Source organism: Kitasatospora sp. NPDC004614 (assembly GCF_042873675.1).
Taxonomy (GTDB): domain Bacteria; phylum Actinomycetota; class Actinomycetes; order Streptomycetales; family Streptomycetaceae; genus Kitasatospora.
The window spans coordinates 790289-810859 of the sequence record NZ_JBIALR010000001.1; the positions used below are offsets into that span (position 1 = coordinate 790289).

Genomic DNA, 20571 nt, shown 5'->3' on the forward strand with positions numbered 1-20571 from the left:
ATGAGTTCCCAGCGTCATGAGACGGACTGGTCGCTCTCGGTGGACCTGTGATTGCGGCTGGCCATCGTCTCCCAGAACCGGTCGAGTGCTCGTACGGGGATGCCGACCCAGGTCGGGGTGGTACGTCTTACCACAGGATGGGGCCAGCGCGAGCGGCTGTGCAGGAGCGCCTGCTGTTGTCGGCAGAACGGCTCCTCGATCTCGGTCTGAGCCTTTCCCGCTTTCGGTGGATAGGGGCAGAGCCGGAAGCGGCACTCGTACAGGCAGGTGGATCCTGGCTGGTCCGATTCGGCCCGACCGACGCTGCGCTCGGGATGGAGCCGGGTGCGGTCGTGGGTGAGGCACGGCGGAAGGGTGTCCGGGGCGGCCCTGACCAGGCGTTCCTCCAGGTCGTCCGGCGAGGCGGTGTTGCGCTCGGTGAGGTTCAGCATGATCAGCATGTCCGCGACGAGCTGCTGGGCCCGAGGGTGGAGGATGCTCCAGCCGACCGAGGGAGCAATCCAGAGGTTGTGCTTGCGGTACCGGTCGGGACCGGCCGGGCGGGAGCCGACGCTGTCAATGGCGCCGTTCTCGTCGATCCAGAGGAACCGGTCAGGTCGCCCGGCCTCCAGGGCGAGGGCGACCAGGTCGCCGGCTTCGGCGACGAAGGGGTGCAGGGGCCGCTTGGAGTCGACTCCGCCGCTACTCGCGACTGCTGACCGGGCGTGCGCGCTGCCCGCCAGGGAGAGCCAGCGGGCCACCGCCTGGACAGGGTCGTCGGTGCCGCCGTGGCCGGCGGGCGCCGTACCGTTCGTGGCGATGTGGCCCCGGCCGTGCCTCGCCCGCCCTGCGGTCGCCCTCGGCCAGACGGGCCCGGTGCCGTCGGGGAGTTCCCACAGACACAGGGCGTGCAGGAGGCTGACCTGCGCGTGCCAGTACCGGCTGCACGTGAGCATCTTCTCTGCCTGCCGGACGAGGTGGGGACGGGTCTCGTCACAGGAGTTGGGATGCCGTCTCCTGCGGTTGGCGGCGTACTTGAAGCCCTGCGCGAGAGCGATCTCCAGGGAGAGCGGGAGGTCCGGCTCTCGGCGGGGAGTGGTGAGCGGTGCGATCGACGATGCAGCGGAGGTGGCGGGGTCCGGCGAGCGTGTGGAGGCGGCGGAACCGGGAGACGGCGCCTCGGCAGCCGGAAGGGGTTTCCCGAGGGAGGCGGCGGGGTCGAGGTGCCGCAACCAGATGTCGAGCCGGTCCTTGGCCTCCTCGCGATACGTCTCGCTGACCGAACCCACGAACATCGGGACCAACCACGCACGCATCACGAACTCCCGCCACAGCTCGGCCCGGTCCTGCAAGTAGCCGTCGACGATCTCCTGCAGTTCGGGCGGTTGCTCCTTGGACGGGCGGCCGCTTACGGCCACGCCCACGATCCCGGTGACGTCGCCCACGGTGCTCCGGAACTTCTCGTCCTCGTCCCTCTTGGACTTGTTCACCTTCTCCAGGTACTGCCGCACGGGGTCACGCAACTCACGGAAGTGCTCCCGCAGGACGCGATAGGCGTCGTCACCCCCCGCGGCGATCTCCTGGGCGGTGGCCAGGCGAACCGGGCGAGACGGCTCCCGCCGGCCGATCAGGGCGAAGCTCTCGTACGCGTAGGCCGGGGTCAGTCGGTCGGTGCCCGTGATGTGGTCGATTCCCTGGAGCTCGCTCTTCCAGACGGGGCCTTTCGACGCGACGGCCGGCTCTCCGCGGCGAGGGGTAGCGCCGGGCGTGCACCGGTCCCGGCGCTGATCGACTTCGCGCAGCGCGGCGCCGAAGCGCCGGACGAGACCGATTTTCGCCTCCTCGACGGTGCGCTGGTCGTCCTTGATCTGCTGGTTCACCTCCGGCCACCGGTTCGCGAGACTCACAGCGATGGCGGGTTGCACCGACCCAGGTCCCACACTGTCGATCTCCAGTGCGGCGGCGTAGAGGTCGAAGAACTTGGCGTCGTGCCGGCCTTTCGCGGCGGCGCAAAGCACCTCGGCGAGTGTCCAGGAATCATGGCGCTCCTGACTGGGGAAGTCGTCGATGCTGTCGGTCACTGCGAGGTGGCGCAGGGGCTCCGAGGGCCCAGGGGCGGTGGGTCCCTGCCCGTGGCGGGACAGGAGCACCAGAGCGATCAGCAATTCCCGGGACGGTCCGGGGGGCTGGAGTGCCTGCTCGACAAGGGCATGGATCTTGTTTTGGTCGTCGATGGTGCTCAGCAGGTGGAAGCCCAGGTACGCCTGGAGGATGCTGTGCGGAAATCGCACCTTGTTCTCATGACTGGTGACCAGACCGAGTTGCTGCCCATTACGGGCGAACCGCGCGAGCTCGGTGCGGAGTTCGTTCGGGCTGTAGCGGTCGCCGAGCCAATTCTCCTGCCCGCCGAAGTGTGCCGTGAGCGCCTCCCAGATCGCGCTGCGCTGCTGCACCGAGACGGTCAGCCGGACCGCATCGGACCGCGGTTCCTCAGGCTTGGCGGCGCCCGGGCGAGTCTCCTCGTACGCGGTCACGAGGTCGTCGAAGGTCACCTCGAGGCTGTCCTGGATCAGTCCCAGACAGGCGAGGGCCGCCATGATCTGGATCGTCTTCTGCCGCTCGCGACGGTCCAGTACCAGATCCCCGTACAGGCGGCCTTCCTCCAACGCCGTCCGGTAGGTGTCCAAGAGTCCCAGCCGCAGGGCGGCGGCGTCCTGGGTCCGGGTGTCCAGCCGGTTCGGCTGCTCGCGCAGCGCCAAATGCTCCAGGAGGCCCACCTCCCGCAGCCGACGGGCGATCTGCAGGTAGAACGGCGAGTCGGTCACGCCAGCAGTTTCGACGATCCAGTCCAAGCGGCGTTCGTCCACCTCTTCGGCGTCCCCGAGCACGTAGTTCAGGGCCGCTTCCTCGCTGAGCGGTTCCAGTACCGCGATCGCGGCCGGGGAGCTTTCCAACGGGGCGTGCGGGCGCGAGGCCACCACCAACGGCAGGCCGTCGCGGTTCGCTCGATCGATCGCGCGGCGAATGAGGTTGTCGCGGTCGTCCCGATGCGCATCGTCGAGCAGGGCCTCCTCCAGCCCGTCGGCGATAACGACCACCTTGTCGTCGAGACGCAGCTGCCTCCAGGTCCGATCCAGTTGACCGCTGAACAGGACGCCCTGGCCCGCCTCCCGCAGGAAGCAGCTCCGGCCGAGGGCCTCGAAGTCCAACTCGCCGTCCACGGTCGCGTCACGGAGTCGGACAGGCACCGGGACGGCCCCGTGCTCCGCCAGCATCCTGGTGAGCTCGACCAGGACAGCCGTCTTCCCGACCCCCACCCCGCCGATCAGCACATACGGCCTACGGGTCCGCCGATTGCGCAGGGTTTGGGCGATGACCTGCGACAGCTCGTCCCGACCTACGATCTCGTCGATGATCGTCCCGGCGGTGGGGACCAGATCCTGCGGTCGCTTCCTCGCCTTGACGACCACGGGCTTCCTGGTCCAGCGGTAGCCGACGAGCAGGAACACGGTCAGGCCGAAGGCGGTGAGCAGGAACGGCACGATCGTGCCGAACCATTTGCTGTTCTGGATCCTGCTGAACCACCCAACCGGGCCGACGACCCCGGTCCAGATCAGCAGGCCGACCCACGCCACCAGACAGATCGCTCCGAGGATGGCAAAGCTCCGCATGAGCACGGAGGAGAGCCGGGGGCTGAACCAGCTCCTGTTGGGCACGATGCTGCGGCGTGCCTCCCGCTTCGTCCGCACACCGTGCCACCAGTGCCGGAACCACGCCGACAGGGCCAACAATCGCCTCGGATAGAGCGTGTACCAGGGTGCGCCGTGCGGGCGCCGTCTTCCCCCAGGGTGCCGAACGACCTTGCTCACCGGCTCGCTCCTCCGTGAGTCTGGAAGGCATGCCATGCGTGATATCCGGAAAGGGCCCCGTGTTCCATCGAACCATGCATGTGGAGGACGGCAAGCCGGCCCGCGCGTCGAGGCGTCGGCCCGCGCGAAGGGTGTCGACCGCAGTGACGGACCATCTGGCTGACGGTTCTGTCAACTCGCCGTCGGGCACGCCTGGTTTGAGCGCGGTTCTGGCAGTTGTGTGCCTCCGGCGGGTCTTCTCGGAGGGTGGGGGGCGCTTCCTTCTACCAGGCAAGACGGACAGGTGTCCCCGCAACGGCGCGACACCGCCCCGACCTGTCCGTTGGACGGGCGTTGGCGGGAGGTGGTGGGGTCAGTTCAGCGGTACGTCGAGGCGGGCACGGCGGTGGCTGAACGTGGCGATGGAGTGAGGGCCGTGGTAGCTGCCGCGGCCGGACTCACCGACGCCGCCGAAGGGCAGGTCGGGTACGCGGAGGTGAGCCATGGGCAAGCCGAATCCGAGGCCGCCGGAAGACGTCTCGGCGGCGAGGCGAGCGCGCGTGGTCTCGTTCCCGGTGAAGCCGTACAGGGCCAGCGGCTTGTCGCGGTCGTTGATGAAGGCGATGGCCTCGTCCAGGTCTGCGACCTCGACGATCGGCAGAACGGGACCGAAGATCTCTTCCTGCATGACCGGGTCCTCGGCCTTCACGCCGGTCAGGACGGTGGGCGCGATGTAGACGTCGTCGCGGTCGGTCGTGCCGCCGAAGGCGAGGGTGCCGGAGTCGAGCAGAGCGGCGACCCGGTCGAAGTGGCGCTGGTTGACGAGGCGTCCGTACGCGTCCGAGGTCTGCGGGTCGCTGCCGAACATGCGCTCCGTGGCCTCGGCGAGTGCGGCCGCCAGGCGCCGGGCGGTGGCCGGGTCGGTCAGGACGTAGTCGGGGGCGACGCACGTCTGGCCGGCATTGCGGAACTTGGCGTCGGCCAGGCGGGCCGCGACCGTGTCGATGTCGGTGTCGCTGTCGACGAACACCGGGGACTTGCCGCCCAGTTCGAGCGTGACGGGGGTGAGGTGCTCGGCTGCCGCGCGCATGACGATGCGGCCGACGGTGCCGTTGCCGGTGTAGAAGATGTGGTCGAAGTGCTGGGTGAGCAGCTCGGTGGTCTCGGGCACCGCGCCCTCGACGACGGCGACCGCGTCCCGGTCGAGGTACTCCGGCACCAGTCGGGCCATCAACGCCGAGGCGGCGGGGGCGAGTTCGCTCGGCTTGAGGACGACGGTGTTGCCGGAGGCGAGCGCCCCGGCGACGGGGACGAGCGACAGCTGGACCGGGTAGTTCCAGGGCGCGATGACAAGAACGGTGCCCAGCGGTTCGTAGTGGGTTCCGGCGGTCGTGCCCTGCGGCAGCCCGGCCAGGGACTGGGCGCCGAGCGGTTCGGGGGTCAGCCACTCCTCCAGGTGGGCGAGGGTGTGGTCGATCTCGCGGATCGGGAAGTCGATCTCGGCGGCGTACGCCTCGGCGCGCGGCTTGCGGAGATCGGCCTGGAGGGCGTCGGCGATGGCATCCCGGTTATCGGTGAACAGGGTGCGCAGTGCGGTCAGTTGGGCGCGGCGCCAGGCGATCGGCTTGGTCCTGCCGGAGCGGAACGTGGCCCGCAGTGACGCGATGAGGGATTCGGTGTCAGACATGGCAGTGGTACTCCTGATGCTGGTCAGTGGGCGCTGAACAGCAGGTCGATGCTGTGGTTGACCTGGCTGCCGGGCTCGACGTACTGCTCGGCGGCCAGGCGCCGGGCGAGGAAACGCGGAGTCGCACGGTGTGCTTCGGCAGCCTCGGCGTCGACGTACACCTCGTAGCGGAAGGCGCTCTGTGCTGGCCGGGCCGGGCCGGGCGAGGGAGTGGGGAGCCCCGGCCGGTGGGCCGGGGGGCGTGCCCACCGGCCGGCGTTCAGGGGCCGGTGTGGGTCAGGCCTGCGGGAGGCGGACGAGCATCTTGCCGGTGTTGGCGCCGCGCATCATGGCCTGGAAGGCCTCGAAGGCGTTCTCGATGCCGTCGACGACGGTCTCGTCGGTGACGAGCGAACCGTCCTTGAGCCAGCGGCCCGCCTGTCGGGCGAAGTCCGGTACGAGGTGGAAGTGGTCGCTGACGTTCATGCCGCGCAGGTTGATGCGCTTGCCGATGGCGAGCGGCAGGTGCGGCGGGCCCGCGGGCAGCTCGGTGGCGTTGTACATCGAGATGGCGCCGACCAGGGCGACGCGGCCGCGCAGGTTCATGGCCCGGAGAGCGGCGTCGAGGTGGTCGCCGCCGACGTTGTCGAGGTAGACGTCGATGCCGCCCGGAGCGGCGGTGGCGAGCTGCCCCGCGATGTCGCCCGCGCGGTAGTCGAGACCGACGTCGTAGCCGAAGTCCTTGGTCAGCCGCTCGGCCTTGGCCGGGCCGCCGGCCGAGCCGATGACGCGCGAGGCGCCGAGCTTGAGGGCGAACTGCCCGGCGACGGAACCGACGGCGCCCGCGGCACCGGAGATGAAGACGACGTCGCCCTCCTGGACCGGGGCGACCTCCTTGAGGCTGGCCCAGGCGGTCAGGCCGGTGGTGCCGAGGGCGCCCAAGTAGGCCTGGGCGGGGGCGAGTTCGGGGTCGACGAGCTGAACGTCGGCGGCGCCCAGCAGGGCGAACTCGCGCCAGCCGAGGAAGTGGGTGACGGTCGCGCCGACCGGGACCTCGGGGGCCTGCGAGGCGACGACGGTGCCGACGGCCGAGCCCGTCATGGCCTCGCCCAGCTCGAACTGCGGGATGTAGGACTCGCCTTCGTTCATCCGCCCGCGCATGTAGGGGTCGACGGAGAGGTAGTCGTTGCGGACGACGACCTGGCCGGGGCCCGGGTCGGGCACGGCGGTCGTCTCGAACGCGACGTCCGAGTCCTTGGGCTCGCCGACGGGGCGGGCGACGAGGTGCCATTCACGGCTGGAAAAAGACATGACGATCCTAAGAAGTAGTGCGGTGTGAGGGAGTCGGGGAAGTCAGCTGCCCGCGGTCACGATGGGCTCGGGTACGCCCAGCAGTCCGGCCACGAGGGCGTCGGATCCCAGGGGCAGCAGGCGGTGCGCGTCCGTCGCGTTCTCCAGGCCGACCACGAGCGAGATGCAGATGTCCGCGGCCTCGGCGGGCCCGACCCCTTCTGCGGTGCCCGCCTCGGCGAAGAGCCCGGTGAGCAGGTGGCGCAGCTCGGCGGTGAAGCCGGAGCAGATCCCGCCGAAGAGGCGGGCCTTGTCGTCGAGGAGTTCGGCCGTGTGCGGGGAGTCCTCGGACAGGGCGAGGACGAGTTCGAGCTTGGCGGCGAGCACGCCCCGGACGCGGGCGGTGTACGGAACCGCGCTGTCGGCCGCTGCCCGGCGGGCCCGCACGAGCGCCTGCTCGTGCAGGCGCCCGGCGAGCCGCCGGAAGGCGTCGTCCTTGCTGCGCACGTACTGGTAGACCGCGGACCGGGACACGCCCATGGTGGTGGCGATGTCGTCCATCGTGGTGCGCCGCACGCCGTACCTGGTCAGGCAGTCGTACGTGGCGTCGAGGACCTCGTCGAGCCGGTCGGTGCCCATCGGGTCAGGCCAGCTTCTTGAGCAGTTCGACGGCCAGCGGGGCGGAGGAGGCCGGGTTCTGGCCGGTGACCAGGTTGCGGTCGACCACCACGTTCGGCACCCACGGCTCGCCGACCCGGACGTTCACGCCGGCCTCGGTGAGGCGGTCCTGGAGCAGCCACTTCGCCTTGTCGGCAAAGCCGGCCTGGGTCTCCTCGGCGTTGGTGAAGGCGGCGACGTCGTAGCCGGCGAAGGCGTTGGTGCCGTCGGCCTCGACGGCCGCCAGCAGCGCGGCCGGGGCGTGGCAGACCACTCCGAGCGGCTTGCCGGACTCCAGTGCGAGGGTGAGGAGGCGGCCGGAGTCGGCATTGACCGCGAGGTCCTCCATGGGGCCGTGGCCGCCGGGGTAGAAGACGGCCGCGTAGTCGTCGAGGTCGATGTCTTCGACCTTGATCGGTGCCTGCAGCTCGCCGAAGCCGGCCAGGGCGTCGGCGATGCGGTCGGCGTTCTCCTGCCCGCCGTTGGCCTCGGGGGCGAGGCTGCCCTTGTCGACGGTGGGAACGACACCGCCGGGCGTGGCGACCACGATCTCGTGACCGGCCGCCTTGAAGGCCTGGTAGGGGGCGACGGCCTCCTCGGCCCAGAAGCCGGTGGGGTGCTTGGTGCCGTCGGCCAGCGTCCAGTGGTCGGCGCCGGTGACGACGAAGAGGATCTTCGACATGAGGTGGTTCTCCGAGGGTGCGGATCCCGTACGGGCCGTAGGGATCGGGGACGGTAGGTCGCCGCCGCTGACGTTTCCGAAGGACTGACACTTCGTGTTCAGTTCGTCAGTGCGGCGATGTCCTCGAAGCTAGGACCCCTACCCCATCGGAATCCAATAGGCTCGTACATGTGAGAGATAGGGATCCCAATGGACCGCCGGGAATACCGTCGCCGCAAGGCAGCGGCCTTCTCGATCTGAATCTGCTGCGCACGTTCCTCGCGGTGTACCGCGCCGGCGCCTTCACCGCGGGCGCCCGCGTGCTGGGCCTGTCACAACCGACAGTGACGACGCAGATCCGCTCGCTGGAGAACCAGCTGGGCCGGGAGCTGTTCGAGCGGCTGTCCCGCGGCGTCGCCCCGACCCCGTTCGCCGACGAGCTGGCCGCGCGGGTCATGGAGCCGTTGGACGCCCTCGGCCCGGTCAGCGGCGGCGCCCTCTTCGGCGAGAGCGACGCGGAGCCCGTGCACCTGGCGGGGCCTGCCGAGTACCTCACGCACTGCGTCATGCCGACGCTCGCCCCGCTCGTCGACAAGGGTGTGCGCCTGCGCGTCGCATTCGGCCTCACCGACGACCTGCTCGACGGACTGCGCGCGGGCCGGCACGACCTGGTGGTGGCCACCCTGCGCCCACGCGGCCGCGCGCTCGCCTCCGTACCGCTGGCCGACGAGGAATTCGTCCTGGTCGCCGCACCTTCATGGGCCGAACGGATCGGATCACGCCTCGCCGCCGAGGGGCCCACAGCCCTGCACGGAGTGCCGCTCGTCTCGTACGCCGAGGACCTGCCGATCGTCCGCCGCTACTGGCGCCACGTGTTCGACAGGCGCTTGACCTGCCAGCCGACCGTCACGGTCCCCGACCTCGGAGCAGTCAAGGCGGCGGTTGTCGGCGGCGCAGGGTTCAGTGTGCTGCCCCGCTACCTGTGCGCCGACGATCTGGCCTCGGGCACCCTGACCCTCCTCAACGATCCGGACGACCCGCCGATCAACACCGGCTTCCTGGTCCAGCGCCCAGGATCGTCCACGAACCCCCATGTCACGCTGGTCCGAGACCACCTGCTGCGCTCCGCCCGCGAGGCCTGAGGGTCGCCGCAGCCATCGCCCACGCCCTCGCCCTCGCCCTCGCCCCGGAATATGGGTGATCCGCACCCCGCCCGGCTCCGGACGGAGTGAGGCGTGCGGGGAGCGGTGAGCGCCCGCCACCTGGAGTCGGTCTTCTTCAGGTGGCGGGCGCATCACTGAATCACCGGAAGTGGGTGCGGTGTTCGTTCAGGAAGGCGTCGAGGGTGCGGGGCGGCCGGCCGAGGATGTCGGTGACGGTGCTGGTGGGGAACTCGGGCCGGGCGATGGCGAGTTGCTGGATCTCCACGACGTGGTCGGCGAGCCAGGCGGGCAGGCCGGCCTGGTGGATGAGGTTGTCGCGCAGCTCGTCCGGAGCGAGGTCGATGTACCGGATCCGGCGGCCGGTCAGTTCGGTCAGCCGGGCGGCGAGGTCGGGGTGGGAGACGGCTTCCGGCCCGGTCAGGGTGTAGCTGCCGCCCGCGAGGTGGCGCCGGGTGAGCACGGCGGCCGCGACGTCGCCGATGTCGCGGCAGTCGATGTAGTTGCAGGGCGCGTCCCCCATGGTGCCGAGGATGAGACCCTGGGCCACAGTGGGTGCGAGGCGCAGCAGGTTCTGCATGAATGCGTAGGGGCGCAGGACGGTGCCGGTGAGTCCGGAGGCGCGCAGGTGTTCCTCGACGACGTGGTGTCCGCGGGATATCGCGACGGGTGCCGCAGGTTCGGCTGCGGGGGCGGAGAGCTTGACGATGTGTCCGATTCCGCTGCGGGCGGCGATGTCGATGACACGGGTTTCGAGTTCGACCTGTGCGGGGCCGTTGGCCATGGCGAGGAAGAGTTGGTCGGCGCCCGCGAAGGCGGTGCGCAGCGAGTCGGGGTCGTCGGCGTCGGCGTACCGGACCTCGACGCGCCGGTCGTGCGGGCCCGCTGCGCCGGGGAGCGGTCGGTGCGGGGTGCGGGTGAGGGCGCGGACGGGGACGTCGAGTGCGCGCAGGCTGTGGAGCAGGGCGGTGCCGGTGGTTCCGGTCGCTCCCATGACAACGATCATCGGGTGTCTCCTCGGTGCTTGGTGGTGTCCGCGGCAGCCGGTGCCGCCGGGGTGGGTTCGGTGCGTCCGGGCGGCGGGGTGGGTTCGGTGCGTCCGGGCGCCGGTGCCCGGGGGCCGGGGCCGGTCACGGCCGGGCTTTCGCGAGGGTGCCGCGCCAGCGCAGGGTGACGATGGTGGTGGCGAGGACGGCGGAGACGGGCAGGTCGATGCGCAGTCGCCGCAGCCAGGGGGCGGCGTGGATCGAGGTGCGGGCCGGCAGCCACTCGGCGGCGAACCATCCCAGCGCTGCCGCCACACCGGCGGTCGCCATGACGAGCAGCGCGGTCAGGACGACGCGCGGCAGGGCAGTGGTCCAGCGTCGCGGCTGCCCGCGGTGCCGCAGCCAGGTGCCGACCAGGAACGCCACCACCGCGGAAGTGCCGGCGATGGAGGTGCAGGCCGCCACTGTCAGGTCCGCCTGTCCGGTGACGACTCCCGCGGTACCCGCCATCACGGCGGGGGCGACGTAGGCGGTCAACACCTCGCGCCACAGCGTGAACGGCCGGGCGGCCGCCCGGTTCGGGCCGGTTCTGTCGTTCGTTGCGGGCATCGTGGCCTCTTCATCTCGTTGGAGTTCCGAAAGGCGAAAGGGTGCGGCCGGGTCGTCGGCAGGCCTTTCCTGGCAGGATAATTAGGTGACTAATTACTGCTTCGCGAAAAGGGCTCCCATCCACGGGATGGGAGCCCGGGCCCGGCCGTCGGCAGGGTCAGTCGGCGGTCAGGGCCGAACTGCCGCGCACGACACGGGCGAGCAGGTCCAGGAACACCGCGCGCTCCTCGACGGTGAGCCCCGCGACCATCGCCTCCAGTCGCCCGAAATGCTCGGGCGCCATGTCGCGCAGGCGCTGCGCACCGCGCGAGGTCAGGATCGCGACCGTGCCGCGCCCGTCCTCGGTGGACGGGCGCCTGGCGATCAGGCCCTCGCGCTCCAGACCGTCCAGCAGGCCGGTGACCGTGGCCCTGGAGACATCGAGGTCGGCCGCGAGTTGCGAGGGGGACTTCTCTCCCCCGTGGCCTTCGAGGTCCGCGAGCAGCCGGTAGCGGCCTGTCGACAGTCCGAACCTGGCGAAGTGGGCCTCGGCCGCCCGGCCGACCCTCGCGCCTGCGGAGATCAGCCGCACCGCGACCAGTACCGCCTGCGGGTCCGTCTCCAGGCCGTAGTGCCGCAGTTGCCGTCCGGCCTGCTCCAGCGTGGGCTGCTCGCCGTCGGCCTCGTCTCTCCTCATGCACGTAATATGGCAGCTAATTACTTTGGGAGTCAAGCTGCCGGCCTCAGGCCATTGGCACCCGACGGCACCCGGCCGGCCGATGCCTCCAGGGACGGGTGCTGCCCTGATCCGGGGCGACGGCATGGTCCGGCAGCGGGTCAGGGCAGCCACATCGGGCGGCTCCGGACCGCTGTCGCCCACCCCTCCCCGGACGCTGCTCGCCACCTAAGAAGGCGACCGCGCGCTCCGGCTCCGGGACCCGCGCACCGGCGGGCAGGTGGCCGGCCTGCGCGGTCACACCGACCGGAGCCGGGGGAGCGCGGTGGTCTCTCGGGCGTTCCACTGCCGGAACTTCGCGGGCAGGCACGTGCCGCAGGGCCGGTAGCCGGCGGCGATCGCGGTGGCCTCGTCCGGGCAGAAGACGCGGTGGCGGACGTCATGGCCGGCGGCGATGAAGCGCAGGGCGGAGGGGCGGTCGAGGCGGCCGTAGCTGCGCCTGGGGTGGTAGCCGCCGAGGGTGCCGGGGGTGGTGCTGGTGTACGGGTGGCCGTCGGGGCCGATCAGGGTGCAGGTGCGCGGGGGTGCCGGGGTGGTGGGGTCGCGGATGCGCCGTGTCAGCGGAGGTCAGCGAGGAGCTGGTCGAGCAGGTGCTCCTCCTCGACGCGCAGGGCGTGTTCGGCGATGGCGGAGGAGAGGAACGGGTCCCAGGGCGTGGGGGCGGGGGTGCCGGTGGTGAGGGGGGTGCCGTGGCCGCGTCGGACGGCGGCGAGGTAGGAGGGGGCGTCGTAGCGCCAGGGGACGGTGCCGGGGAGGCGCAGGACGGTGGCGGCGGTGCGGACGCCGCCCCAGCCGAAGTCGCCGTGGTGGGCGAGGGGCGAGCCGGCGGCGGCGATGGCGGTGAGCAGGACGCGGGCGGCGACGGAGGGGCTGCCCTCGACACAGGCCATGGGCGGGCAGTCGGGCCCGTACGCATCAGCGGCCGCGGCCAGGATCGCGGGGTTCTCGCAGACGCGGACCGTGCGTCCGTGGAGGTCGAGTGCGGGTGGCCGGCGGGTGAGTTGGCGGAGGGTCAAGAGGCAGGGTTCGCCGTCCTCGCGGGCGGCGGTGAGGATGCGTCCGGTCGGGTCGGAGGGAGAAACGGGGAGGTTGAGGACGAGGACCCGGGAGGACAGCTCGTCCAGGGCCACGCCGACCGAGGCCCAAGCGGCCCGGCGGCTCTCGGCGCCGCCGAGGAGTTCGGCGGGGGCGGTGAGGGCCCGGACGGCGGAGAGGACGAGCGTGGTGAGCGGCCGGCTGTGGTCCAGCGCGTGGGCGTCGCCGATGGTGCGGGCGGCGAGGACAGGGAGGGTGAGGCCGTCCGCGGGGAGGTGGGAGAGGACCCGGGCGGTGTCGGTGGCGAGTTGCCGGGCCGTGGCCGGATCGCCGCCGGACAGCCGTTTGAGCAGCCCGGTGCCGGGCAACTTGGTGTGCCAGTCGGCGAGTTCGGGGCGGCCGGTGACGGCGGGGCGGTCGAGCTCGGCCAGCGCCCGCCGCCAGGCCGCCGCCACGGCGGCCTCCTGCACGTGGCGGTCCGTCACCGGGCCGGTCAGGGCGGTCACGGCGGCCGCGAGGCCGTCCGGACCGGCGCCGCTGGCCCGGAGCACGGCGTCCACGGCGGGGAGGGAGACGGACAGGGAGCGCCCGGGCCGACCATCGCGGTCGAAGGCGCCACGGTCTGCTGCCCCACCCCGCGCCTTCGCCGCCCGTAATGAGTTCCTGTCTCGTGCCGGGGGCGGTTGATTCAGCCGTGGTTGGGGCGGTGGATGAGGAACTCGGGCCCGTACACGTGTGTGCTGTCACCCGGTAGGGGCTTGACCATCAACGCCTGCGCAGCCCCTTCCAGCGTGAACATCGCACCGACCGACTGGCTCAGCGCGGAGGAGTCCCCGTCCCGCCATGCCGTCTCCAGGAAGTCGAGCATCTTGGTGTACTGGTCATTGAAGGCGGTGAGCAGATCCCGCACGTCGCCCGCGGGGTTGGGCCAGGCCCCCTGCGTGAGCCTGCCCATGGGGTACGTCTCGGGGAAGGGAACCGGATCCCCGACCCAGTCGTACGGCGTGGGGCCGGAGGGCGTGGGCACCAGCCGATGTCCCTTCCAGATCTCACCGAAGCCGTAGTAGTGGGCCAGCTTTCCGCCCGCGGTGGGGTCGTCGGGCAGATGGCTGGTGCCCTCTCCCTGCTCCTTGATCACATCGATCGCCTTTGTGATCTGGTCGACCGAGGTGAACTTCTCCAGCGTGTTCCTGCCGATTTGCGTCTCCATCTGATGGCCCGACCCGATGGATGGTTTGACGTTGTTGAAGGCGTCCCGCACCGCGTCGTAGAACTGGCCGATCGTGACCCACTCCTCCTGCAGGCGCGCGAGCGGGTTCTCGGGCATCTCGATCTCCATGAAGACCTCCCGGACGTACGTCTGGGTCAGCCCCTGGAGGTACACATCGATCGTCGGCCGCACATTGCCCGGCAGCTTGCCCGGATACGTCGGGGCCGCGGCGAGGATGCGCGGTGTCCCGCCGATCGCCGACAGCATGTTGCACACCATCCCCATGTGGTACATCTCGTCGTGGACGACGCTCTTGATCACCGCCTCGGCATCGGAGCCCGTGGTCTTGATGGACCACATGCCACACAGGTAGGGCGGCAGGGTCGACAACTCCAGAGCGATGGCGGACTGCAGACTCTCCTTGATCCACTCCAGGTCGTGATCGACCGCTGGGGTCTTCATGAGTTCGGCGATCGGCACCGGCTTGGTGGCGTAAGTGGTCACGGTGGTTCCCGTTCGTTCGATGGGAGCGGCGGCCAGGCACGGTCGACGCGGCCGGAGCTCGAGAAGAAGCTCCGGCCGATCACGACTGTTCAGTGCGAATCCCCGCGCCGCTGAGTGCGCATTCGATCGTTCCCGGAGTGGATCGCGACAAAAGCGGACAGATGAGCGAAGACTCCTTCGGCGTACTCGGCGTCCGGGGCCGTGCGCGGACCTGCGGCGGCGTAGCGCGCCCGGAGCGGACGCGGCCGAGCCCGGACCGGAGTCGCAGGTGCCGGCGGCCTCGGTCCGTGGTCGACGCCGGGTCGACCTGGACCCTTGCCGCGCCGGAATGGACGCCCACATGCGGGCAGACGGAACAGCGGGACCTCAGGTGTCGAGCTCGCGGGTGATCTTCGAGCGGGCGGGGGCCCAGATGCCGTCCGGCAGGAAGCCCTCCTCGCCGACCCGGTCCAGCTGCATCGCGACGTAGTGCGCCGAAGCGTCGCAGTCGTCGTCCGCCTCGTCGAAGAACGTGATGCTGTCGGGAGCCAGGTGGAAGTTCCAGTCCGGGTTGTGGTCCGACTTCTCTGCGACGACTCGTCCCTGGACGTGGACTTTCGACGTCTCGAGTCCCGCCAGGACGGCCCGGGCGTGCCTGATCTTCTGCTCGTCGTCGAGTCGGAACACGAACTCGTCGTCGTTCGGTGCTGCTTGGAGACCGAAGCGGGAAGTCGCCATCGTGTGCCCCTCCGAGAGTTTGAATCAGCGGCCGTGTCCCGTGTCGACGGCGGCCGGGACACCAGCCATGTCCGCACCGACCCGCGGGCTTCGTCGGACGGGCAGGACGTTCCCGCTCCGGTTCGTCCCGGCGGCAGACTGCCGCCGGATCCGGACACTAATGCAGCGGAGGTCCCGGCATCGCTCATCGGCCCAGAACATCACCCGGAAGGAAGCGCTGAGAACCGGGGCCATCGAATCCGGAATGCCGCCGGTCGGCCCGGCGCAGTCACGGGACCGACCGCAACGCCTGCGCGACTCCCAGGAGTACGGGGTTCAACGCCGCGTGGCGTGCGTCATGCGCCCGGGGCAGCTGCACCGTCGTCGCCGACCACCCCGCGCTGCGACGCTCGTGAACGCACCACGCTGACCCCAACACGGCAACGCAGTAGGTAAGGCATGCGTATTTCGACAGTCGTCGCATGCCTCTGACGGGTCCTCCTGGAGGGGTGGGGGAGCTCCGGAGAGTTGGGCAGACCACCGGGGTCGAGGAAGTGCAGTCCTGTTCGGCGCCGTTGAAGGACGGGACAGGGGAGGTCGCCGATTCGGTGCTCGCCGTCGCCGCCGGGGGAGGGGTGTCAACGCCCGGTCATCGGGGGCGAGTTGTGGCCCGTTCATGGGTGCGGCGCGCGGTGTTCTGGCAGGCTGGTGCGCGGCATGTCCGAACCGGTCCGGTCAGGAGTGTTCCATGGCAGCAGGGGAGCAGGAACCCGCCCAGTACGACGCCATCGGTGAGCGGTACGCCGACTTCAAGCGCGACCACGGCAATTCGCCGGAGGAGCCCGCGGTGCGTGCCCTGCTTGGTGATCTCGCGGGAGCCCGGGTCCTCGACGTGGCCTGCGGGTTCGGCCGTTACACCCGGCTGGCGAGGGAGCTTGGTGCCGCGCGCGCCGTGGGGGTGGACGTTTCGGCGGAGATGGTGGAGCTGGCCCGGCGGGAGGAGGCGCGGAGTCCGACCGGGGCCGTGTACCACCGGCACGACGCGGCCGCGCTGCCGGTGCTGGGGGTCTTCGACGCGGCGGTGGCCGTCTGGCTGTTCAACTACGCCGAGGACCCCGGGCGGATGGCCGACATGTTCCGGGGCATCCGCGCCAACCTCGTCCCCGGTGGCCGCCTGGTCGCGGTGACGGTCCACCCCGGTTACGACGCTGCCGATCCGGACCGGCAGCCCGTCGGGGCGCGGGTGACGGCGACCCGGCCCGTACCGAGGGGCACCGCTCTCGTCCTGGAGTTCCCGGTCGAGCCGCCGGTCGTGCTGGCGTTCACCCGCTGGGACGCGGACGTCTACGAGCAGTCCGCCCGCCAGGCCGGCTTCACCGACCTGACCTGGCACCCCGTCCGGAATCCGGCGTCGGAACTGCCGGGACGGGAGGACCCGTTCATCGTCGCCCTCGTCTGCGCCTGACCGGGCGGCCCCGCGTACGGGGTGCTTGGTTCCGCGGTTCAGCGGGCTCGGTGGCCACCGTGCCGCTGCGCTCGGCCGGTCGCACCTTCTGGGCGGCGATCAATCGCACTGCTCAGCGAGATGAGCTGTCCGCCCACAAGGAGCACGAACTGTCCGCTCACCCGGACGTCCTCATGCCGGTGGACAACACCCCGCCCCCCACACGACGCGGGACCGCCCCCGGAGCCCGAAGGCCCCGGGGGCGGTCCCCTTCACCGAACGAGCAGCGAGGTGGTGGGTGTTGTTATCCCACGAGCCGGTCCGCGTCCGTACGGCGACGCGCCCGGTACAGCAGCACACCGCCCAGCGTCAGCAGCCCGCCACCGGCGAGACCGGCCGCGGCGAGACCCGCGGGCGAACCCGTGTCCGGCAGGTGACCCCCGCCACCGGCGTGCGGCGGCTTCGAAGGCACCGCGACGACGCTGAACCCGGGTGCGAGCACGCCTGGAGCACGGCCGAGCAGGTCCATGCGCGAGGACGCCGTGGAGGGCCTGGTTCTTGGGGTGGGGAGTGTTCCGGCCGGCCGGCCTGGCGGACGGGGTGCTCGGCGGGGTCGGTCTGCCGTCCCCGTCCTCGGGAGGCTCGCTGACCCCAAAGTCTGTCGGGTGTCCAGGCTTGTAGGCTCGAGTGGAACAGCTCTGATTATTTGAAGGGGGAGCCCGGTGCGCGCCCGTCGATGGATAACTGTGGTTGCTGGAGTCGTCGCGCTGAGCAGCCCGGCGGTCGCGTATGCCCGCGGCGGGGGCGGTAGCCACGGGTTCGGTGGCGGTGGTGGGGGCGGTGGTGGGGGCGGTGGCTTCCACGGGTCGACCGGCACCGGCTTCGGCTACGGATTCCTGGCCGGTGGCGGCGGCGGTGGGATCTTCCCGCTGTTGGTGATCGTGGCTGTGATCCTGCTGGTCATGTGGCTCAGGTACCGGCGCCGGAAGGCGAGGCAGGCGGCCGACCTGAACACGGTGTCGGACCGTACGGCGCACCGCTCGGATGCGCAGGCGCGCGAGCGCGCCGCCCAGATCGGGGCCCGGGTCGATGCCCTCGCCGAAACGGATGCGACCTTCGACCGTGCCGCGCTCGAGCGCCGGGCCGTCTGGCTGTACACGACCGCCCAGCAGGCCTGGACCCGGAACGATCTCGCCATGCTGCAGCAGATCCTGTCCCCGGTGCTCTACGGCAAGTGGGCCGACGAACTGCACGACTACGCGTCGCGCGGCGAGGTCAACGTCGTGGAGATCGTCTCCGGCCCGGTGGTCGAGCTGGTCGATGTCGCGAACCGCGCAGGCGAGCTGAACGACACCGTCACCTTCCGGATCACCGCGACGCTCAACGACTACGTGCGCCGCGGCTACGGCACGGACGCCGTGCGCAAGGACGGCTCGACCCGCCCGGTCGAGTACTGGACGCTGCGCAAGAACCCGGCCGCGGAGTGGATCGTGTCGTCGATCGAGCAGGCGGCCGAGGGCGCGCACCACCTGACCAGCGCCATCGAGACGGACGGCTGGGACCAGAAGGAGGTCGCCCGCGAGGCGGTGCTCGAGGTGGCCGGGAAGACCGCGGTCAAGGGCGTGAGCGACATCCTGTCGCTCACCAACATCTCGTGGAGCACGGACGCCGACAACGCCGTCGGCGACCTGAGCGTGCTCGACGGCCGGTTCGACAAGGCGGTTCTCGAGGTCGCCGTCGAGCGGTTCCTCGAGGAATGGGTCATGAACGACGGCAGCCTGGACTTCACGTCCGTGCGCACCGTCAACCGAACCGTCATGCGCAACGCTGTCGTCAAGTCGGTCACGGTGCGCTCGCTGGTCTCGCGCGACCCGATCGTCTTCCGGGTCGCGGTCGACGCGGAGGGCGTCTACTACGAGGTCGACCGGCGCAGCGAGCAGGTGCTCCGCGGCGACGCGCGCGAGCGCAGGCCGATCGGCTTCGCGTTCGATCTCCGGCTGGACGACACGTCGAGCAACGCGTGGACCGTGATCGCCGCCGACGCGGCGTAGGCGGGGCCCGCGCTGCGCGCATCCTGGCTGGTCAGGCCTTGATGGATGTGGCAGGGGAGTCCGAAAACCCTTGGCGCCGGAGGGTGTCCACCCGACAGAGTTGATCTCGTCCGGTTCGCGGACATTCCGATTAGCGGACATTTCGATTAGGGGAGGACGAAACCGCCATGTCCACACTGCGGGTGACCGCCGAGCGCCTGACCGTCCTGGAGCACCCGAACGCGGACGCCCTGGAGCTGGCGCAGGTCGGCCTCTACCGGGCCGTGGTGGCCAAGGGGGCGTACCGGACCGGGGACTTCGCGTGCTACATCCCCGAGCAGTCGGTGCTGCCGTCCGAACTGATCGAGGAGCTCGGGCTGACCGGCCGGCTCGCGGGCGGCAAGGCCGACCGGGTCAAGGCGGTGCGGCTGCGCGGCGAGCTGTCGCAGGGCATCGTCTGCCGCCCCCGCGCCCTGGCCGGGGTCGACCTGTCCCGGGCGGCCGAGGAGCGCACGGACTTCGCGGAGCTGCTCGGTGTCACCAAGTGGGCGCCGCCGGTGCCGACCATGATGAGCGGCGACGTCGAGGCGGCGCCCGACCTGCTGCCCTGGGTGGACATCGAGAACCTCAAGCGCTTCCCCGACGTCTTCGAACCGGGCGAGCCGGTGGTGGTCACCGAGAAGCTGCACGGAAGCTGCTGCCTGCTCACCTTCCACGCCGACACCGGCGCGGTCCAGGTCTCGTCCAAGGGCATCGGGGCGCAGGGCCTCGCGCTGAAGGAGGACGGGCGGAACCTCTACTGGCGTGCCGTCCGCGCCTACGGCATACCGGAGTTGGCCGCCCGGATCGCCGACCGGCTGGGGGCGAGCCGGGTCGGGATCTTCGGTGAGGTCTTCGGGGAAGGCGTGCAGGACCTCGGGTACGGGGCGAGCAGCCGCACCGAACAGCCGCCCGGATACGCGGCGTTCGACGTCTCGGCGGTGATCGACGGCCAGCTGCACTGGCTGGACGCGTCCCAACTGCTCGCCGGCGAGCTGCCGGTGGTGCCCGAGCTGTGGCGCGGACCGTTCGACGCGGAACGCGTACTGGAACTCGCCGAGGGCCGCGAGACCGTCACCGGGCGACAGTTGCACACCAGGGAGGGCGTGGTGGTCCGGCCCGCGGTCGAGCGCTACAGCTGGGTCCTGGGCGGCCGGGCGATCGTCAAGGCGGTCGGCGGCGGCTACCTGACGCGCAAGGGCGGCACCGAGTACGAATAGCAGGCCGGGCGCAGCGGGGCTTCAGCCCGAAGGCGGAAGCCCCGTCGCCTGCCCAACGTCGGCCCCTTTCCCGTCCCCGGCCTCGTCGCCGCTGGGGTGGGAGCGCTTACCTGGCAGCGGCTCGTGGCCCGGCGGCGGCCCAAGGAATCGTGGGTCAGCGACGTCGCGTTCGACGGGGTGACGGAGCCGGGCGTGGGCCCGGTTCAGCGACCGCTGCCCAGTGGTCGGCTCCTTGCGGGCGGGGTGTCTGGTCGGCACGGCGAACGTGCCGCCGACGCCTGTGCACGCCATGTCGGCCAGGGCCGGGATACGTAGCCGGACGCAGGTCCTGACGATGCGGTGGGTGCGGGCGGCGGTGAGGTCGTGGGTACGGCCGGGCAGGGCGCGGGAGATCCGCACGAGCTTGCCTGTCGGGCCGGTGATGACCTGGTGGTTGACGCCCTGGCGGCGGTGTTTGCCGGAGTAGTCGGCGCGGCCGTTGCCGACGCGGTCGCACTCGGCGAGGGTTCCGTCGACCAGGACGTATTCCGGGTCGGCCTGGCGCAGGGCCCGGGTCAGGCCGGGCGCCTTCCGGGCGAGCAGGTCGGTGACCTGGTGGACGTAGGCATGGGCGGTGCCGACGCTGATCCGGAAGCCGGCGGCGATCTGGGCGAGGGTGTCGTGCTTGCGCAGGTAGACCAGCGCGACCAGAGCCCGTTGAGAGGGCCGGAGTTTGCAGCGGCGGTCACCCTCGCGGGTGACGATGAGCATGGTGACCCACTCGACGAGCGCGTGCGGCAGGTTCAGTGCGGCAGGGTCGGTGACCAACGAGGCTCCCTGGTT

Annotated in this window: 17 protein-coding genes and 1 pseudogene; 4 read left to right on the plus strand and 14 right to left on the minus strand. The window is 70.9% G+C overall.

What is annotated here, in order from left to right:
• Positions 1 to 14 precede the first annotated feature (14 nt).
• The 6 genes from ACFYST_RS03380 to ACFYST_RS03405 all read right to left on the minus strand — a co-directional run bounded on the left by ACFYST_RS03380 (position 15) and on the right by ACFYST_RS03405 (position 8122).
• A complete protein-coding gene (locus ACFYST_RS03380) occupies positions 15 to 3848 on the minus strand; it encodes an ATP-binding protein (RefSeq protein ID WP_387634982.1) in 3834 nt (1277 codons plus the stop codon).
• Positions 3849 to 4200: 352 nt separating this feature from the next.
• Positions 4201 to 5514, minus strand: coding sequence for an aldehyde dehydrogenase family protein (locus tag ACFYST_RS03385; RefSeq protein ID WP_387634980.1), 1314 nt, complete (start codon positions 5512 to 5514; stop codon positions 4201 to 4203).
• A 23-nt stretch (positions 5515 to 5537) separates the two neighbouring features.
• Positions 5538 to 5675 (minus strand): hypothetical protein, encoded by a 138-nt coding sequence (locus ACFYST_RS03390; RefSeq protein ID WP_387634978.1) that lies wholly within the window; start codon positions 5673 to 5675, stop codon positions 5538 to 5540.
• 115 nt (positions 5676 to 5790) lie between these two features.
• A complete protein-coding gene (locus ACFYST_RS03395) occupies positions 5791 to 6804 on the minus strand; it encodes an NADP-dependent oxidoreductase (protein WP_387634975.1) in 1014 nt (337 codons plus the stop codon).
• A 42-nt stretch (positions 6805 to 6846) separates the two neighbouring features.
• Positions 6847 to 7422 (minus strand): TetR/AcrR family transcriptional regulator, encoded by a 576-nt coding sequence (locus ACFYST_RS03400; RefSeq protein ID WP_387634972.1) that lies wholly within the window; start codon positions 7420 to 7422, stop codon positions 6847 to 6849.
• 4 nt (positions 7423 to 7426) lie between these two features.
• Positions 7427 to 8122 (minus strand): type 1 glutamine amidotransferase domain-containing protein, encoded by a 696-nt coding sequence (locus tag ACFYST_RS03405; protein ID WP_387634970.1) that lies wholly within the window; start codon positions 8120 to 8122, stop codon positions 7427 to 7429.
• Between the two features lie 170 nt (positions 8123 to 8292).
• Here ACFYST_RS03405 and ACFYST_RS03410 point away from each other — a divergent pair, with 170 nt between their 5' ends.
• A complete protein-coding gene (locus tag ACFYST_RS03410; protein ID WP_387634968.1) occupies positions 8293 to 9243 on the plus strand; it encodes a LysR family transcriptional regulator in 951 nt (316 codons plus the stop codon).
• Between the two features lie 160 nt (positions 9244 to 9403).
• On the opposite strand, the gene ACFYST_RS03415 is transcribed toward ACFYST_RS03410, so the two are convergent.
• From ACFYST_RS03415 to ACFYST_RS03440, 6 genes are all read right to left on the minus strand, one after another.
• Positions 9404 to 10255 (minus strand): NmrA family NAD(P)-binding protein, encoded by an 852-nt coding sequence (locus ACFYST_RS03415; RefSeq protein WP_387859532.1) that lies wholly within the window; start codon positions 10253 to 10255, stop codon positions 9404 to 9406.
• 136 nt (positions 10256 to 10391) lie between these two features.
• Positions 10392 to 10856 carry a hypothetical protein gene (locus tag ACFYST_RS03420; protein WP_387859533.1) on the minus strand — a complete coding sequence of 155 codons (465 nt, stop codon included), beginning with the start codon at positions 10854 to 10856 and terminating at the stop codon, positions 10392 to 10394.
• A 157-nt stretch (positions 10857 to 11013) separates the two neighbouring features.
• Positions 11014 to 11532 carry a MarR family winged helix-turn-helix transcriptional regulator gene (locus ACFYST_RS03425; RefSeq protein WP_387859535.1) on the minus strand — a complete coding sequence of 173 codons (519 nt, stop codon included), beginning with the start codon at positions 11530 to 11532 and terminating at the stop codon, positions 11014 to 11016.
• A gap of 596 nt (positions 11533 to 12128) precedes the next feature.
• On the minus strand, positions 12129 to 13298 hold the full coding sequence (locus ACFYST_RS03430) for a TIGR02679 family protein (protein WP_387860081.1): 1170 nt from the start codon (positions 13296 to 13298) through the stop codon (positions 12129 to 12131).
• Entirely contained in the window at positions 13295 to 14320 is a 1026-nt protein-coding gene (locus tag ACFYST_RS03435) for a ferritin-like protein (protein WP_387859537.1), read from the minus strand. The genes ACFYST_RS03430 and ACFYST_RS03435 overlap by 4 nt, the downstream gene beginning before the upstream one ends.
• Before the next feature lie 366 nt (positions 14321 to 14686).
• Positions 14687 to 15037: a calmodulin gene (locus tag ACFYST_RS03440; RefSeq protein WP_387859538.1), complete on the minus strand. Its 351-nt coding sequence runs from the start codon at positions 15035 to 15037 to the stop codon at positions 14687 to 14689.
• A 727-nt stretch (positions 15038 to 15764) separates the two neighbouring features.
• On the opposite strand from ACFYST_RS03440, the gene ACFYST_RS03445 reads away from it, so the two are divergent.
• Entirely contained in the window at positions 15765 to 16481 is a 717-nt protein-coding gene (locus ACFYST_RS03445) for a class I SAM-dependent methyltransferase (RefSeq protein ID WP_387859539.1), read from the plus strand.
• A gap of 283 nt (positions 16482 to 16764) precedes the next feature.
• On the opposite strand, the gene ACFYST_RS03450 is transcribed toward ACFYST_RS03445, so the two are convergent.
• Positions 16765 to 16932, minus strand: coding sequence for an LPXTG cell wall anchor domain-containing protein (locus ACFYST_RS03450; protein WP_387859540.1), 168 nt, complete (start codon positions 16930 to 16932; stop codon positions 16765 to 16767).
• Positions 16933 to 17206: 274 nt separating this feature from the next.
• Between ACFYST_RS03450 and ACFYST_RS03455 the strand changes: the two genes are divergently transcribed.
• Together ACFYST_RS03455 and ACFYST_RS03460 are read left to right on the plus strand one after the other, a co-directional pair.
• Positions 17207 to 18511, plus strand: coding sequence for a TIM44-like domain-containing protein (locus ACFYST_RS03455; RefSeq protein WP_387859541.1), 1305 nt, complete (start codon positions 17207 to 17209; stop codon positions 18509 to 18511).
• A gap of 167 nt (positions 18512 to 18678) precedes the next feature.
• The gene (locus ACFYST_RS03460; RefSeq protein WP_387859542.1) at positions 18679 to 19749 is read left to right on the plus strand and encodes an RNA ligase (ATP); all 1071 of its coding nucleotides are present in this window, start codon (positions 18679 to 18681) and stop codon (positions 19747 to 19749) included.
• A 156-nt stretch (positions 19750 to 19905) separates the two neighbouring features.
• Here ACFYST_RS03460 and ACFYST_RS03465 read toward each other — a convergent pair.
• Positions 19906 to 20556: pseudogene (locus ACFYST_RS03465) on the minus strand (transposase family protein); the annotation flags it as partial.
• Positions 20557 to 20571 lie beyond the last annotated feature (15 nt).